The sequence below is a fragment of the Faecalibacterium gallinarum genome (assembly GCF_022180365.1).
Lineage (GTDB): Bacteria > Bacillota > Clostridia > Oscillospirales > Ruminococcaceae > Faecalibacterium > Faecalibacterium gallinarum.
Window position 1 is genome coordinate 1 of the sequence record NZ_BQKV01000066.1, and the last position, 14641, is coordinate 14641.

At 62.5% G+C, this 14641-nt stretch carries 14 protein-coding genes; 9 read left to right on the forward strand and 5 right to left on the reverse strand.

Annotation, left to right across the window (positions count from 1 at the left end; genetic code table 11):
• A partial coding sequence (locus tag JCM17207_RS09380; protein WP_238316351.1) for an IS3 family transposase occupies positions 1–99 on the forward strand: 99 nt, incomplete at its 5' end.
• A 77-nt stretch (positions 100–176) separates the two neighbouring features.
• Here the strand turns inward: JCM17207_RS09380 and JCM17207_RS09385 are convergent.
• Positions 177–1370 carry an LL-diaminopimelate aminotransferase gene (locus JCM17207_RS09385; protein ID WP_238317406.1) on the reverse strand — a complete coding sequence of 398 codons (1194 nt, stop codon included), beginning with the start codon at positions 1368–1370 and terminating at the stop codon, positions 177–179.
• Positions 1371–1424: 54 nt separating this feature from the next.
• The gene (gene dapF / locus JCM17207_RS09390; RefSeq protein ID WP_238317407.1) at positions 1425–2273 is read right to left on the reverse strand and encodes a diaminopimelate epimerase; all 849 of its coding nucleotides are present in this window, start codon (positions 2271–2273) and stop codon (positions 1425–1427) included.
• Between the two features lie 297 nt (positions 2274–2570).
• On the opposite strand from dapF, the gene acpP reads away from it, so the two are divergent.
• From acpP to JCM17207_RS09405, 3 genes are all read left to right on the forward strand, one after another.
• The gene (gene acpP, locus JCM17207_RS09395) at positions 2571–2804 is read left to right on the forward strand and encodes an acyl carrier protein (protein WP_238317408.1); all 234 of its coding nucleotides are present in this window, start codon (positions 2571–2573) and stop codon (positions 2802–2804) included.
• 180 nt (positions 2805–2984) lie between these two features.
• Positions 2985–4424 (forward strand): proline--tRNA ligase, encoded by a 1440-nt coding sequence (proS, locus tag JCM17207_RS09400; protein WP_238317409.1) that lies wholly within the window; start codon positions 2985–2987, stop codon positions 4422–4424.
• A 44-nt stretch (positions 4425–4468) separates the two neighbouring features.
• The gene (locus JCM17207_RS09405) at positions 4469–5395 is read left to right on the forward strand and encodes an SGNH/GDSL hydrolase family protein (RefSeq protein WP_238317410.1); all 927 of its coding nucleotides are present in this window, start codon (positions 4469–4471) and stop codon (positions 5393–5395) included.
• A 69-nt stretch (positions 5396–5464) separates the two neighbouring features.
• Here the strand turns inward: JCM17207_RS09405 and JCM17207_RS09410 are convergent, their stop codons facing one another.
• Positions 5465–6562, reverse strand: a complete 1098-nt coding sequence (locus tag JCM17207_RS09410) for a DUF3810 domain-containing protein (RefSeq protein ID WP_238317411.1) — start codon at positions 6560–6562, stop codon at positions 5465–5467.
• A complete protein-coding gene (locus JCM17207_RS09415) occupies positions 6559–7440 on the reverse strand; it encodes an aldose 1-epimerase family protein (protein ID WP_238317412.1) in 882 nt (293 codons plus the stop codon). The genes JCM17207_RS09410 and JCM17207_RS09415 overlap by 4 nt, the downstream gene beginning before the upstream one ends.
• 198 nt (positions 7441–7638) lie before the next feature.
• Between JCM17207_RS09415 and JCM17207_RS09420 the strand changes: the two genes are divergently transcribed.
• The 5 genes from JCM17207_RS09420 to JCM17207_RS09440 all read left to right on the forward strand — a co-directional run bounded on the left by JCM17207_RS09420 (position 7639) and on the right by JCM17207_RS09440 (position 14077).
• Positions 7639–10263, forward strand: coding sequence for a peptidoglycan-binding protein (locus JCM17207_RS09420; protein WP_238317413.1), 2625 nt, complete (start codon positions 7639–7641; stop codon positions 10261–10263).
• Between the two features lie 29 nt (positions 10264–10292).
• Positions 10293–10985 carry a peptidoglycan-binding domain-containing protein gene (locus JCM17207_RS09425; RefSeq protein WP_238317414.1) on the forward strand — a complete coding sequence of 231 codons (693 nt, stop codon included), beginning with the start codon at positions 10293–10295 and terminating at the stop codon, positions 10983–10985.
• Between the two features lie 123 nt (positions 10986–11108).
• Positions 11109–12275 carry a pyridoxal phosphate-dependent aminotransferase gene (locus JCM17207_RS09430; protein WP_238317415.1) on the forward strand — a complete coding sequence of 389 codons (1167 nt, stop codon included), beginning with the start codon at positions 11109–11111 and terminating at the stop codon, positions 12273–12275.
• A gap of 128 nt (positions 12276–12403) precedes the next feature.
• Positions 12404–12889: an RNA polymerase sigma factor gene (locus JCM17207_RS09435; RefSeq protein WP_238317416.1), complete on the forward strand. Its 486-nt coding sequence runs from the start codon at positions 12404–12406 to the stop codon at positions 12887–12889.
• A 3-nt stretch (positions 12890–12892) separates the two neighbouring features.
• On the forward strand, positions 12893–14077 hold the full coding sequence (locus tag JCM17207_RS09440) for a hypothetical protein (RefSeq protein ID WP_238317417.1): 1185 nt from the start codon (positions 12893–12895) through the stop codon (positions 14075–14077).
• An 87-nt stretch (positions 14078–14164) separates the two neighbouring features.
• Here JCM17207_RS09440 and JCM17207_RS09445 read toward each other — a convergent pair whose 3' ends face one another.
• A complete protein-coding gene (locus tag JCM17207_RS09445) occupies positions 14165–14632 on the reverse strand; it encodes an NUDIX domain-containing protein (protein WP_238317418.1) in 468 nt (155 codons plus the stop codon).
• Positions 14633–14641 lie beyond the last annotated feature (9 nt).

Here is a 14641-nt window from a genome sequence, read left to right on the forward strand (position 1 = left end):
GTGAATTATCTTGAGTATTACAACAACCGCAGAATTAAGACAAAACTAAAGGGCTTGCCGCCTGCTATTCACAGACAACAAGCCCTTTCGGCTGCTTAAACAATGTTTGCTTTCAAATATTGTCTAACTTTTTGGGGTCACTTCAAACCGGGGCGCTGCTGTTTTATAGCGATTTATTACTTGTTCAGGGCCTGGATGGCTGCCTTGATCCGGGCGGCGGCCACCTTGGTCTTTTCGGCATCGCCGAAGGCGGTCAGACGGAAGTAACCCTCGCCGCACTCGCCGAAGCCCACGCCGGGGGTGCCCACGACGCCGCAGTTCTCCAGCAGCCAGTCAAAGAACTCCCAACTCTTCATCTCACCGGGGCAGCGCAGCCAGATATAGGGGCTGTTCTTGCCGCCGCAGTACCAGACGCCGCACTCATCCAGCATATCGGCCAGGACCTTGGCGTTCTGGCGGTAATAGTCCAGGTTGGCCTGGATCTCCTTCATGCCGCTCTCGGTGAAGACAGCGGCAGCGCCGCGCTGGACGATATAGGGCACGCCGTTGAACTTGGTGGTCTGGCGGCGGAGCCAGAGCTTATTCAGGCTCATGCCGTCCCGCTCCAGCTCCCGGGGCACCACGGTGTAGCCGCAGCGGGTGCCGGTGAAGCCTGCAATCTTGGAGAAGGAGCAGATCTCAATGGCACACTCCCGAGCGCCCTCCACCTCGAAGATGCTGCGGGCCAGGTGCTCGTCGGAGACAAAGCACTCGTAGGCAGCATCGTAGAGGATGATGGCGTTGTTGGCCTTGGCGTAGGCCACCCACTGGGCCAGCTGCTCGCGGGTGTAAGCGGCGCCGGTGGGGTTGTTGGGGCTGCAAATATAGATGATGTCAGCCTTCACGCTCTCGTCCGGCATGGCCAGGAAGCCGTTCTCCTGGCTGGTCTTGGCGTAGACGATCTTGCGGCCGTCGGTGACGTTGTCGTCCACATAGGTGGGATAGACGGGGTCCGGAACCAGGACGGTGTTGTCGGTGTCGAAGAGGCCCAGCACGTTGGCCAGGTCGCTCTTGGCGCCGTCGCTGATGAAAATTTCATCCGACTCGATCTTGGTGCCGCGGCCGGCGTAGTAGCCCTGGATGGCATCCTTCAAAAAGCCGTAGCCCTGCTCGGGGCCGTAGCCGTGGAAGCCCGCCTTGGTGCCCATCTCGTCCACAGCGGCGTGCATGGCCTCCACCACGCACTTGGCCAGGGGCTGGGTCACATCGCCGATGCCCAGGCGAATGATCTCCTGGTCGGGGTGGGTCTCCTGGAAGGCCGCGATCTTGTGGTTGATCTCCACGAACAGGTAGCTGGCCTTCAGCTCGTCGTAATGCCGGTTCATCTTCATAGTAGTTTCCCTCTCTCATTTGTTTTTGGTTGGCCGCATTCCGGGCGGCAGAATTTATACTTCGGTCACACCCTCGCAGACGGTCTGGGTGGGGCCGGTCATGGTAACCTCGTGGTCCGGGCCGATCTTGATGATCAGTTCGCCGCCCCGCAGCGCCACATGAATGTCCTGGCCCGCCGGGCAGAGGCCCAGCTCGGTCATGGCCGCCACGGTGGCGCAGGTGCCGGTGCCGCAGGCCCAGGTCTCGCCGCTGCCCCGCTCCCACACCCGCATTTTCAGGTGGGTGGGGTCCAGCTGCTGGACAAACTCGGTGTTGATCTGCTCGGGGAAGTTCTCGTGTTTCTCAAAGGCGGGGCCGATCTTTTCCAGATCCAGGGCGTCCACATCCTCCACCACGGTGACGCAGTGGGGGTTGCCCACACTAATGCAGGTGACCTCCCAGGAGTGATCCGCCACCGCCAGAGGGTAGCGCACCAGGGGGCCAGGCCCCATGTTGACGGCGGGCAGATCCGCCGCCATGGCGCTGTACCGGCCCATATCCACCTGCCAGCTGCCCCCGCCCTGATATCGCAGCACCTTGGGCCCGCTGAGGGTATCAATAGTCAGCGGGTCTTTGGCGGCGCAGGAAGCCTCGTGCTCCCGCAGCCACTGGGCCACACAGCGGATGCCGTTGCCGCACATCTTGCCCTCGCTGCCGTCGGCGTTAAAGATCCGCATGGTGGCATCGGCGCCGGGGGTCTGGGGGGCGCAGATGCAGATGATGCCGTCTCCGCCGATGGAAAACCGCCGGGCCGAAAGTTTCCGGGCCAGGGCCTCGATGTTCTGGGGCAGGCCGGTGGTCCGGCAGTCCAGATAAATATAGTCGTTTGCACAGCCGTGCATCTTAGTAAAGGAAAGTTTCATTGCCAAAACTCCTCTCGCTGCGGCCGGGGCACAGCGCCCTCCGGCCCGGGTTTGGAACCTCTTTCTTATTATAATCAGCAAACCGGCTTCTGACAAGCGGCAAGCCCCGTTTTGGGGAATTTTCCTCCGGGCCAGACCCGGCCGGCGGCCGGCGCCAAAAAGCAGGAAATGTTTGCAAAACAGGGCTTGACAATGCGGGTACCATAGGATATAAAAAAAGAAGAGATTTCTGTGTGCAGATGGGCCCGGCCGCAGCATACAGAAAAGACAGAAAGACATAAAGGAGAGACCCATACTATGGATACATTCGAAAAGATTCGTGCTCTGCTGGCAGAACAGCTCGACATCGACCCCGAGAAGATCGAGATGGACAGCGACATCATGACCGATTTTGAGGCCGACAGCCTGGATATCGTGGACATGATCATGACCCTGGAGGACGAGTTCGGCATCGAAGTGCCCGACGAGGCCATCGAGAGCCTGCACACTGTGGGCGACGTGGTCCAGTTTGTGGAGAGCCATAGAGACTAAAACCGGCTCTGCCGCCCCGTCCGGCGTTTGAGAGGCAAACGGGGCGCGGCGGTATGTTTTATGCAAAAAGGCTCCTGCATGCGGGCGCAGCACTGGGCGGCGTTTGGCGCAGGGCTTTTTATTTTGGTTCGTGCGGAACGGTTTTCGTTTGGCGTACGGCCTAAGGAGGATATAACAAAAATGGGAAAAGACAACAAGAAGCTTGTGCAGGCCATCACCAGCCAGGAGGAGAACTTTGCGCAGTGGTACACCGACATCTGCCTCAAGGCAGAGCTGGTGGAGTATTCCAGCGTCAAGGGCTTCATGATCCTGCGCCCCTATGGTCAGGCCATCTGGGAGAACATCCAGAAGAATCTGGACGCACGGTTTAAGGCCACCGGCCACGAGAACGTGGCCATGCCTGTGCTGATCCCCGAGAACCTGCTGGCCAAGGAGGGCGAGCTGGTCAACGGCTTCGCGCCGGAGGTGGCGTGGGTCACGATGGGCGGCAGCGAGAAACTGGAGGAGCGGCTGGCGGTCCGCCCCACCAGCGAGACCATGTTCTGCGATCACTGGTCCCGCGTGCTGCACAGCTACCGCGAACTGCCCATGAAATACAACCAGTGGTGCAGCGTCATCCGCTGGGAGAAGACCACCCGTCCCTTCCTGCGGAGCCGCGAGTTCTGGTGGCAGGAGGGCCACACCATCCACGAGACCGCCGCTGAGGCCGAGGCCGAGACCCAGGCCCAGCTGAACTGCTACGCGGACTTCTGCGAGCAGGATCTGGCCATCCCCGTGGTGAAGGGCCGCAAGACCGACAAGGAGAAGTTCGCCGGCGCCGACGCCACCTACACCATCGAGGCGATGATGAAGGACGGCAAGGCCCTGCAGAGCGGCACCAGCCACTACTTCGGCGACAAGTTCAGCCGCGCCTACGACGTGACCTTCACCGGCCGGGACAACCAGCTGCACTATCCGTTCCAGACCAGCTGGGGCGTCTCCACCCGTCTGGTGGGCGCCATCATCATGGCCCACGGCGACGACGACGGCCTGATTCTGCCCCCGGCCATCGCCCCCTTCCAGGTGGTGGTAGTGCCCATCGCCGCCCACAAGCCCGGCGTCTCTGAGAAGGCCGCCGAGCTGGCCCAGCGGATCTCCAAGTTCGCCCGGGTCAAGCTGGACGACTCGGACAACGCCCCCGGCTGGAAGTTCAGCCAGTGGGAGATGAAGGGCGTGCCCCTGCGGCTGGAGCTGGGCCCCAAGGACATGGAGAAGAACCAGTGCGTCCTGGTCCGCCGCGACACCCGCGAGAAGGTCTTTGTCTCCCTGGACGAGCTGGAGACCGCCATCCCCCAGCAGCTGGAGGCCCTGACCCGGGACCTGTACCAGCGCGCCCTCGAAAACCGCAACAAGCGCACCTGGGCTGCCACCACCTTCGACGAGGTCAAGGAGCTGGCCAAGGCCAACACCGGCTACATCAAGACCATGTGGTGCGGCGAGCTGGAGTGCGAGCTGAAGATGAAGGAAGAGGCCGGCCTCTCCAGCCGGTGCATGCCCTTCGAGCAGGAGCATCTGAGCGATGTCTGCCCCATCTGCGGCAAACCCGCCAAGACCATGGTTTACTGGGGCATCGCCTACTAAACCATTCTATCCCCCGCTGAATTGAATCAAGAGAGGACCGACTGATGAAAAAGCGTTGTCTGAGCTTTATTCTTGCCCTGATTCTGGCCGTTGTCTGTCTGCCCACCGCCGCCCTGGCGGCAGAAGGAGAGGAGGATTTCCTCTACCTGTCTCTGGGCGACAGCATCGCGGCCGGGTTCGGTCTGCCGGACGCCGGGTTTGAATATCTGGACGGGCTCCATTATGAGATGGGCAACAACTTCCAGAATTATTCCTCCCTGTGTTATACAGCGCTGATTGCCGACGAGTTCGGCTGGAGCCGGGAACAGGCCCTCAACCTGGGCCTGCCCGGAGCGGGCAGTCAGACGCTGCTGGAGGTGCTGCAAACCGGCTCTTCGGACCACCTGTTCCCCTACTCTCACCCCGAGATCCGGGAATATGTGAAAAAAGCCGACCTCATCAGCCTGGAGATTGGTCTGAACGATGCCCTTATTCCGTATCAGATGACCCTGTTCCAGAATATAAATCCCAAGCTGGACGAGTTCTTGGGAGTGATCCAGAGCGGAACGTTGAGCGTCCTCAATGAGGAAACCGCCGGGATGGTACTGGATAGCCTGAAAGGGATCCGCCTGTCCTGGCTGGAATTCCAGGAGCTGTGCCGTCTGATCATCGGTGAGATCTCCCCGGCTACCCAGGATGGTCTGAACGCCACCCGGCAGAATCTGCCTCAGATCATCGACACCATCCGGGAGCTGAACCCCGACGTGGAGATCCTCCTGCTGGGCTATGCCAATCCCCTGCCCCTCCTGCCCAATATGCGCAATTATTTTAAGGAGATGAACGCCTTTGCCGAGGAGCTGGCCAAGGAGAAGGATGTCATTTACATTCCCACCCCCAACACCAGATACAACCTCAGCGCACACCCCACCGCCTCGGGTCACGCCTACATCAGCGAACAGATGATCCCGGTCATCCGGGCTTTGGGCTACTGATCCCATCTCCCGATAAAGAGCAAGAGCCGCTGCAATTTTGCAGCGGCTCTTTTGCTTTTTCTTAAAATATCAGCCCTGGGCCACCGGCCAGAATTCTTCCACCAGCAGATCCACACAGGCGCCGTAGCTCTGCATCCCGAGCGTCTGGCCGTAGCTCTCGAGAAAGGCGGTATAGACCTTTTCGCCGGTTTCCCGGATGGGGCCCGACCAGCTGGCCCAATAGGCGTTGTTTTTCGCCAGGTCGGCCCGAACCTCCACAGGCAGAGCCGCCATGCTGGCCGCAGAGGCCTCGGGTTCCACCCGGTAGAGGGCATTGGAAAGATAGATATAGCCCTCCAGCCAGCCGGAATAGACATAGGCGGCTTTCCCGCTGGTGATGGAAGCCATAATCCCTGCGAAATTCGCCTCCTGTTCGGCGGCAACGCCCCGCTGGTGGGCAAACTCGTGGGCGATGGTCACCGGCAGAAACACCTCGGGGCTGTCCACGTTGAGGGTACTCTCCCCGGTCAGGGGGCAGAGATACCCGGTAAAGCCCCAGGCGCTCATCAGCTTGGAATAAAAGGCGGGCTTGGCCCGGCGCTCCGGCCCTTCCAAAAAGGGCCACCGCTCCAAAAGGCTGTCGTAAAGCCCCTCGGTCTGGGCGAGGATTTCCTCCCGGCTCACGGCAAAGCAGCCTTCCCCATCCCGTGGGACGGAATCGGCACAGGCCGCAGCCTGGGCGCCAAAATACGCGGTGACTGCCGTCAGCTGTTCCACCCGTACCCCAGGGACATCCATCCCGGCTTTCTCGGCGAAAGAGGCTGCATAGTACTGAGTGCCCCAGAGGGCGCAGACCCCCACATAGATCCAGAGCAGCAGAACCGCCAGATGAAGTCCCCAGGCCCCCAGGGCAGCGGGTTGGCCGTGGGCGGACAGCCAGATGGCCCGGATCAGCAGCACCAAGGCCCCGGCGATCAGCACCGTCACCCCAGCCTCACAGAGGCTGAAGGGCAGAGGATCCGCCAAAGCGGAAAGCCCTCGTTTTACCGGCATGGAGACCCGCTCCACCCAGAAATCCATGGCTGGGCGGTGGGATCGGGCCAGCCAGAACACCCCCAAAGCCGCCGCCCCGGCGGCAAGCCCCCACAGGGCGGCGCGGTGGGTGGCAGCAAAGGCCCGCAGGCTCATCGATCAAAGGTGGTGGACAGGGTGGTGGCCCAGCTCTCGCCCGGGGCCAGCACAGCGGCAGCGGCCCGCTCGTCCCAGTCCTGGGGATCGGTGACGGCCCCGGGCAGGCTGTGCCAGGGCTCGATGCAGACAAAATGGATCTTCTCGCTGGCCGTGCTCCAGATCAGGGTATAGGGGTAGCCCTCAATGTTGCAGGTGATGTTCCGGCCGGTATCCTTCTCATAGATGCCCAGGGTCGCCGAGCGCAGGCCCGCCATGCAGAAACTGTCATTGGCAAACATCTTGTCCTCCAGAGGGATGCTGGCCGCATTCTTCCACTGATAATAGCACTTGCCCGACAAGAGGCCGTTGGGCCGGGCGTCCAGAATCACCGGGCTTTCGGGCCGGTCAAACCGGAACTCGTAGTCGGTGGTGGTGTGCTGGGCGTCGAAGGGGATGTTGAAGGCCGGGTGATACCCGATGCCGAACCGCAGTTCCCCGGCGCCGGGGTTCTCCACCTTGAGGGTGTGGTGGACGGTCTTGCCCTCCAGGCGGAAGGTGCTGGTCAGAACAAAATCAAAGGGGAACCGCTCGGCTTTCATCGCCTCGTCGCTGCGCAGTTCCAGCTGGATGGTGTCTCCCTCGGCTTTGATCAGGGTATGCTCCAGATCCCGTGCAAACCCGTGCTGGCCGCCCTGGTAGGTCTTGCCCCCGTAGGTGAAAGCCCCGCCGGTGAGTTTGCCGGTCCAGGGGAAGAGGATGGGGGCATGGCGGCCCCAGACGGCCGGGTCGGCCTGCCAGAGCATCTCCTCCCCCGCTGCGTTTTTCAGGCTGACCGCCTCGGCGCCGTGGGTGTCCACCGTCAGGGTCAGAAATTCGTTGTGAATGGTTGCCTGCATAGCTGTCGCTCCTTTTTTATTCTGATTTTTATGCCGCCGGTGCGGCCTGTATCTGACACCAGTATACACGCTGCGGCCGGAAAAGCCAACCCTGGAACCCCAAAAAACAGCGTCGGAACAGGGTGGGAGTGTCATCCCCCGCCGAAACCGAATACAGTGAGGCAGACCCACTTTTACTTGTAAAGGAGCATCGCACCTATGGCAACTGGAATTTTACGCATCCAGAGCTTTGCAGCCCGCCAGTCCGCCCCGGTGTCTGAGGTGAGTGTCGTCGTCACAGGCAGCAATTTCAATGCCAGCCGCCTGACCGATGAAATGGGCAACACCGCAGACCTGGAGATCGAGACCCCCGCGCTGGAATATTCTCTGGACGAAAACAACACCACCGTCCTGCCCTATGCCACCTGTACCCTGGTGGCCACCAAGCCCGGTTACCGCACCGTCACCATTGAGGGGGTACAGATCTTCCCCGGTCAGGTCACCCTGGCCCAGCTGGAAATGATCCCCGTTGTGGACGGCGTCAGCCCCGCAGCGGCCGAGAATGTAAAAATCCCCATCCACTCCCTGTTTGCAGGGGACGGCGGCAGCGGCATCCCCCCGGTGGACGACTGCATCGACCCGGCGGTCCTGACCTCTGTGGTGATCCCCAAGACCATCACCGTCCACCTGGGCAAACCCGCCGCCTCGGCCCAAAACGTGACCGTATCCTTCCAGAACTACATCGCCAATGTGGCCTCGAGTGAGGTTTACCCCACCTGGCCGGAACAGGCCATCCGGGCCAACATCCACGCCCAGATCTCTCTGACCCTGAACCGGATCTACACCGAGTGGTATCCCAGCAAGGGCTACAACTTCGACATCACCAACTCCACCAGCTACGACCAGTATTATGTCCACGGCCGAACGGTCTTTGACATCATGGTCCGGCTGACGGAGGATATCTTCAACACCTATGTCCGGAAACTGGGCACCGTCAACCCCTATTTTACCTCCTACTGCGACGGCAAACAGGTCACCTGCTCGGGAATGAAGCAGTGGGGCACGGTGGACCGGGCCAACGCCGGTCTGAATGCCCTCCAGATCCTGAAATACTACTACGGCAACGACATCGAGATTGTCCGCACCTCCAACATTGCGGCCATCCCCGAGAGTTACCCCGGCAGCCCCCTGCGCCAGGGGGACAGCGGCCCGGCGGTCTTTACCCTCCAGCGGCAGCTCAACCGGATCGCCAAGGATTACCCCTCCTTCGGCACCCTGACCGTGGACGGCGTCTTTGGCCCGGCCATGACCGAGACGGTGAAAAAGTTCCAGAAACAGTTCGGCCTGACCGCCGACGGGGTGGTGGGCCGCTCTACCTGGTATAAGATCAGCTATATCTACGTCTCGGTCAAAGACCTGGCCGAGCTGACCAGCGAGGGCGAGACCTCCGACGGCACCCTCTCGGACGGCACCTGGGGCGGCACCGTGCTGCGGGTGGGCTCCACCGGCAGCGCCGTGGAACAGGTGCAGTTCTGGCTCAACACCATTGCGCAGTACGATTCCTCCATTCCCTCGGTGGCGGTGGACGGGGTCTACGGCTCCGGGACCCGGGCCGCAGTTCTGGCGTTCCAGCGCCGGTACGGTCTGACCGCCGACGGCGTGGTGGGTCAGCTGACCTGGGAGGCCATCTACGATGAGTTCCGCAGCATCCAATCGGACAACGGCACCCCCAACGCCTACCCCGGCACCCCGCTGCGCCAGGGCGACCGGGGCCAGAATGTCCGGCTGATCCAGTTCTGGCTCAAGATTGCCCGCACGGTGTACAGCTCCCTGAACGATGTGTCGGTGGACGGCATCTATGGTGCCAACACCACCGCCGCGGTCCGCCGGTTCCAGACCTTCTTCGGGCTGACCTCCGACGGTGTGGTGGGCCAGAACACCTGGAACAAACTGTACGAGGTCTACAACTCCATCGCAAACGACCTGCTGGCCCCCAACCTGCGCCCGGGCGAGTTCCCCGGCACCCTGCGTCTGGGCTCCACCGGCCGGGCCGTGCGGGAGCTGCAATTCTACCTCTTTATCATGAGCGCCTACGACAGCGCGGTGCCCAGTGTGAACATCGACGGCATCTTCGGCGCTCAGACCGAGGCCGCCGTCAAAGCCTATCAGCGGCTGGCAGGGCTGACGGTGGACGGCATCGTGGGCCGGGCCACCTGGGATTCCCTCTATTCCCGGGTCTCGGTGCTCCGCCAGTCCGGCCCGGTCATCACCGTCACCCGGATGGATTACCCCGGCACCCCCCTCACCGTGGGCACCCAGAGCAACGCAGTGCTCTATTATTCCCTGCTGCTCTCCCGAATCGCCTACTATTTTGAGTCGGTGGAGAGCCCCGGCCTGACCCCCATCTACACCGAAGCCATGGCCGACGGCACCCGCAACCTCCAGCAGCTGCTGGATCTGCCCGTCACCGGGGTAGTGGATGCCAACACCTGGGCCGCCGCCGAGGCCCTGAGCCTCCAGCTGCTGACCCAGGCCCCCAACCCCGACGCAGACGCCGACCAGGGCACCAATTACCCGGCCTATGCGGTCCAGACCGGCAGCTCGGGGAATAACGTGCGGATGATTCAGGCTTGGCTCAACCAGATGGCGGCCGCCAGCTGCGGCGTCCCTTTCGTGGATGAAAATTCGGTTTTCGGCGCCAGTGAGGAGGCCAAGATCCGCTCCTTCCAGCTGGACAATTCCATGCAATCCACCGGGACAGTGGATCAGCCCACCTGGAACGCCCTGCGGTACACCGCCGGCATGGACGACGACACCACCAAGAATAACCCCTGCGGCTGCTGAAGCCGCCCACCCTGAGAGGAGGAACCATTATGCCCCGTTTACTGGTTTATGACGCCTACGAAGACAAGATCTACACCTACCCCGACATCAAAGAGAGCGACTCCATGCCTTACAGCTACGGCACCACCCTTACGGTGCGGGAGTTTCGCGGCAAATCGGGCAGCAACACTCTTTGGACCACCATTGCCGCCATGGAGGCCTGGAACCTGACCCGCCGCCGGTACGGCAAGGGGATCGGCGTGGGGTACGCTTTCCGCCGGATCTGGGAGGGCGGCCACGGCACCCGCAGCCAGCATTACGCCGGCGTGGCCTTTGACGTGGGCCAGAACACCACCAGCGCCAACCGGAAAGCCATCCACACCGCAGCAGAGGAGACCCGGGCCTGGGGATACGTGGAACCCCTGTCCATGACCCCCACCTGGGTCCACTTCGACCGGCGGTACGGTACCCCCGCCTGCCAGGGCACCACCGCAGGCTATCCCACCGTCCGCCGGGGCAGCCGAGGATGCTACGTCATGATTTTGCAGGATGCCCTCTCCACCCTGGGCTACCCCACCGGCACCAAGATCGACGGCATCTTTGGCTCCCGCACCGAGAGCGCCCTGCGGGCCTACCAGCGTCAGGCGGGCTTGAGCGTAGACGGCATCTGCGGGTGCAGCAGCTGGAAGCAGATCAGCTCGGCGGTGCTGGGCATCGGCCGCACCCCCACCACCATCGACTGACCCTCTGACCCGATTGCCAAGCCCGGCCAAACGTGCTAAAATACTAGAATAAACCCAGCCCAGACATTCGGACTGTAAAAAAGCCGCCTGCGGGCGGCTGTACATAAGGAGCGGGAAAGAATCATGGAATTTTCGAAACGGATGGACCGGTTCGGCGACGAGATCTTTGCGGCGCTGAACGAAAAGAAAGTGGCGCTGGAAGCTGCCGGGCGCAAAATCTACAACCTGAGTGTGGGCACGCCGGATTTTGCCCCCGCGCCCCACATCCAGAAGGCTCTGCTGGACGCCGCCGCTGACCCCCAGAACTGGAAGTACAGCCTGCGGGACCTGCCCGAGATGACCGAGGCCGTCTGCGCCTACTACAAGCGCCGGTTCGGGGTGGAGATCACCCCCGACCAGGTGGCCAGCTGCTGCGGCAGCCAGGAGGGCTGCGGCCACATCGGCCTGGCCCTCTGCGACGAGGGAGACACGGTGCTGCTGCCGAATCCCTGCTACCCCGTCTTTATCGCGGGGGCAAAGCTGGCCGGGGCCGAGCCCTGGTACTACCCCCTGACCAAGGAGCACGGCTTCCTGCCCTATGTGGCGGATATCCCCGAAGAGGTTGCCCGCCGGGCCAAGTATATGATCGTCTCCCTGCCCGCCAACCCCGTGGGCAGCGTGGGCACCCCCGAGCTCTACGCCGAGCTGGTGGCCTTCGCCAAGAAGTACGACATCCTCATCATCCACGACAACGCATACAGCGACATCATCTTTGACGGCGCCGAGGGCCACAGCTTCTTCAACACCCCCGGAGCCCAGGATGTGGGCGTAGAGTTCTTCAGCCTGTCCAAGAGCTTCAACGTCACCGGCGCCCGGATCAGCTTCCTGGTGGGCCGTCGGGACGTGGTGGCCGCCTTCAAGAAGCTGCGGGGCCAGATCGACTTCGGCATGTTCCTGCCCATCCAGCAGGCTGCCATCGCCGCCCTGACCGGCCCTCTGGACATGGTCAAAGAGCAGTGCGGCGTCTACCAGCAGCGGCGGGACGCCCTCTGCGGCGGGCTGCGCTCCATCGGCTGGGATGTCCCCAACAGCCACGGCAGCATGTTCGTCTGGGCGCCCATCCCCGCCCAGTACAAGACCAGCATGGACTTCTGCCTGGCCCTGGTGGAAAAGAGCGGCGTGCTTTGCACCCCGGGCTCCAGCTTCGGCCCTCTGGGCGAGGGCTATGTCCGTTTCGCCCTGACCATGCCGGTAGCCGAGATTGACCAGGCGGTGAAAGCCATCGCCGAGAGCGGCATTTTGAACGGCTGATCTTCCCCTGCGCAGACTGCCCGAGCCCGGGCGGCCTGCGCTTTTTTGTTTTTTGCAGATTTTTTAAAACACTTTTCCTTCCCCGTTCGTCTTACAGACAGAAGCAGCCCAACAGGGAGGTGAAACCAATGTGGGAGGCACTCTATGAAAATTTCTGGGACAGGCTGGTTCACTACTGCGCCCGCCTGACCCGGGACCAGACCCGGGCCGAGGACCTGGCCCAGGAGACCTTTCTCCGGGCGATGCAGCACGCCGAGCTTTTGGCGGGGCTGAATCTGCGCCAGCAAAAGGCCTGGCTCTTTGAGACTGCCCACAACCTCTTCTGCGACCAGGCCCGCCGGGTGGCCCGGGAACAGGAGCTGCTGGCCCAGCTGGCCCCCGGCGGCGGGGCCGACCCCCCCGACCCGGCGGCGGCCGACGCCCTGGCCGGGGTGGAAACCGCCGCCCTGCTGAACCAGCTGGACCCCGAAGCCCGGGCCCTGTTTCAACTGCGGTATGACGAGGGCTACAACGCCGCTGAGCTGGGGCAGCTCTTCGGCCAGCCCCCTGCCACCATCCGCACCCGGCTGCTCAAAGCACGAAACACCCTGAAAAAACATCTGACGGAGGAATAAGCCATGAAATTGTTGATTGAATCTGCGATCTGCGATCTGCGCAAAGCCCAGGAAGAGACCCTGGCAGCCTACGACAACATCACCATCCAGAGCGCCCTCCTTATCACCAACCCCCGGGCCCGGGCTCTGCTGGCGAAATATCCTTTCACCCTCCAGTGCGCCCAGACCCTGGATCTGGAGGACGACATCCAGCTGAACACCATCAACGGCCAGACCACCCTCACCGGCCAGAACACCCCCAACGGCAAACAGTATCTGATCATCAACGGCAGCCTGACCGTCACCCCCGACGCCGGGGACGCCCTGCGCCAGTATATGGGGATCACCCTCAACGGCGCGGCCTACTGCCCCACCTCCCTGGCCACCGTCCTGGCCAGCAAGAGCACCATCAACGGCAAGCTCTACTCCTACCCCGACCACGCCGTTGTCCTCAAGAGTACCACCGTGCTGGACCGGAACTTCCTCTACCGGGCCCAGAGCCGCCTCTACTGGGCAGCCAAGCAGTTCATCGCGGTGGACGAGAAGCTGGACGGCGGCGCTCTGGCCGCCACCGGGGCCCGGTTCACCAGCCCCAGCGCCATCCTGAGCGAGGGCCTGGCGAAGGATCTGGCGCCCCTCTTCGACGAGGCCACCCAGCTGGAGATCGTCCCCGACGGCACCCAGGTGATCCAGGACGATCTGGAGCTGAACGACGCTTCCCTGGGCCGGTACGGCGAGGACCTCTACATCGCCGGGGACCTGACCCTGGCGGACGACTGCGAGGAAGGGCTGAACAGCCTGGAATACCTCCATGTAGAGGGGGATGTGATCCTGCCCGGCGACCTGGCCGACGCCCTCTACGACATTCCCGACTTTGCCTGCGGCGGCGAGGTGATCCTGCTGGACGGCCACCCCATCAGCTGCAAGAGCCGGGTCAAGGTGGACGAGGCCCTGCTGGACCTCTACCCCGACGGAGTTTCTCTTTTGAACTGCGCCCTGGTGGAGATTGACCCGGCCCTGGAACCCTCCGAAATCCTCGAACAGCTCTACCTGAGCAACTGCGCCCTGGTCCGCTGCACCGCTGCCCAGCAGGGGGCTGTCCAGGCGGCCGGCGGCGCGGCCCGCATCCAGCTGACCGACCAGGCCACCGAGGAAGAAGCCCCGGACGAGGATACCCAGATCTTTGAGTGCGCACAATATGTCCTCTGATCCTCCCCTCTGCCCGCCGGGCCACCCACACGGCGGACAGCAAAAGAGCCTCCCCGGCTGCACAGCCGGGGAGGCTCTTGTCTTGTATTAAACCCGTCCCGCCAAAATATCCCCGAGGATATCCCGGTGGGTGGGGGCCACCGGCAGGCCGGCCAGCTCTTGGGGGGCGAAAAACCGCAGGGCGCGGGATTCCTCGCTGCAAACAAGAGCCGGTTCCTCTGCCAGCGCCACCCGGTAGAGGGCGGTAATCACCCGCAGAACATTGCCGTCCGGATAGGCGGCAATCCGGGAGGGGTCGTCGTAGAGCCGGACAAACTGAAAGTCAGTTTCCGGCAGGCAGATGCCTGTTTCCTCCCGGGTTTCCCGCTGGGCACAGCGGGCCAAGGTCTCGTCAATCCACAGCCCGCCGCCGATAAAACACCAGAAATCGCTGTCGGCCCGGTATTCCATCAGGTATCGCCCCTGCCATTCCAGCAGGACGGCCACCCCAATATGATTGGGCCGGTTGGGGCGGGGTGCCGCCGGGTCTTTGTAATAAAACTTTGCCTGTGCCATGGGGTGCCC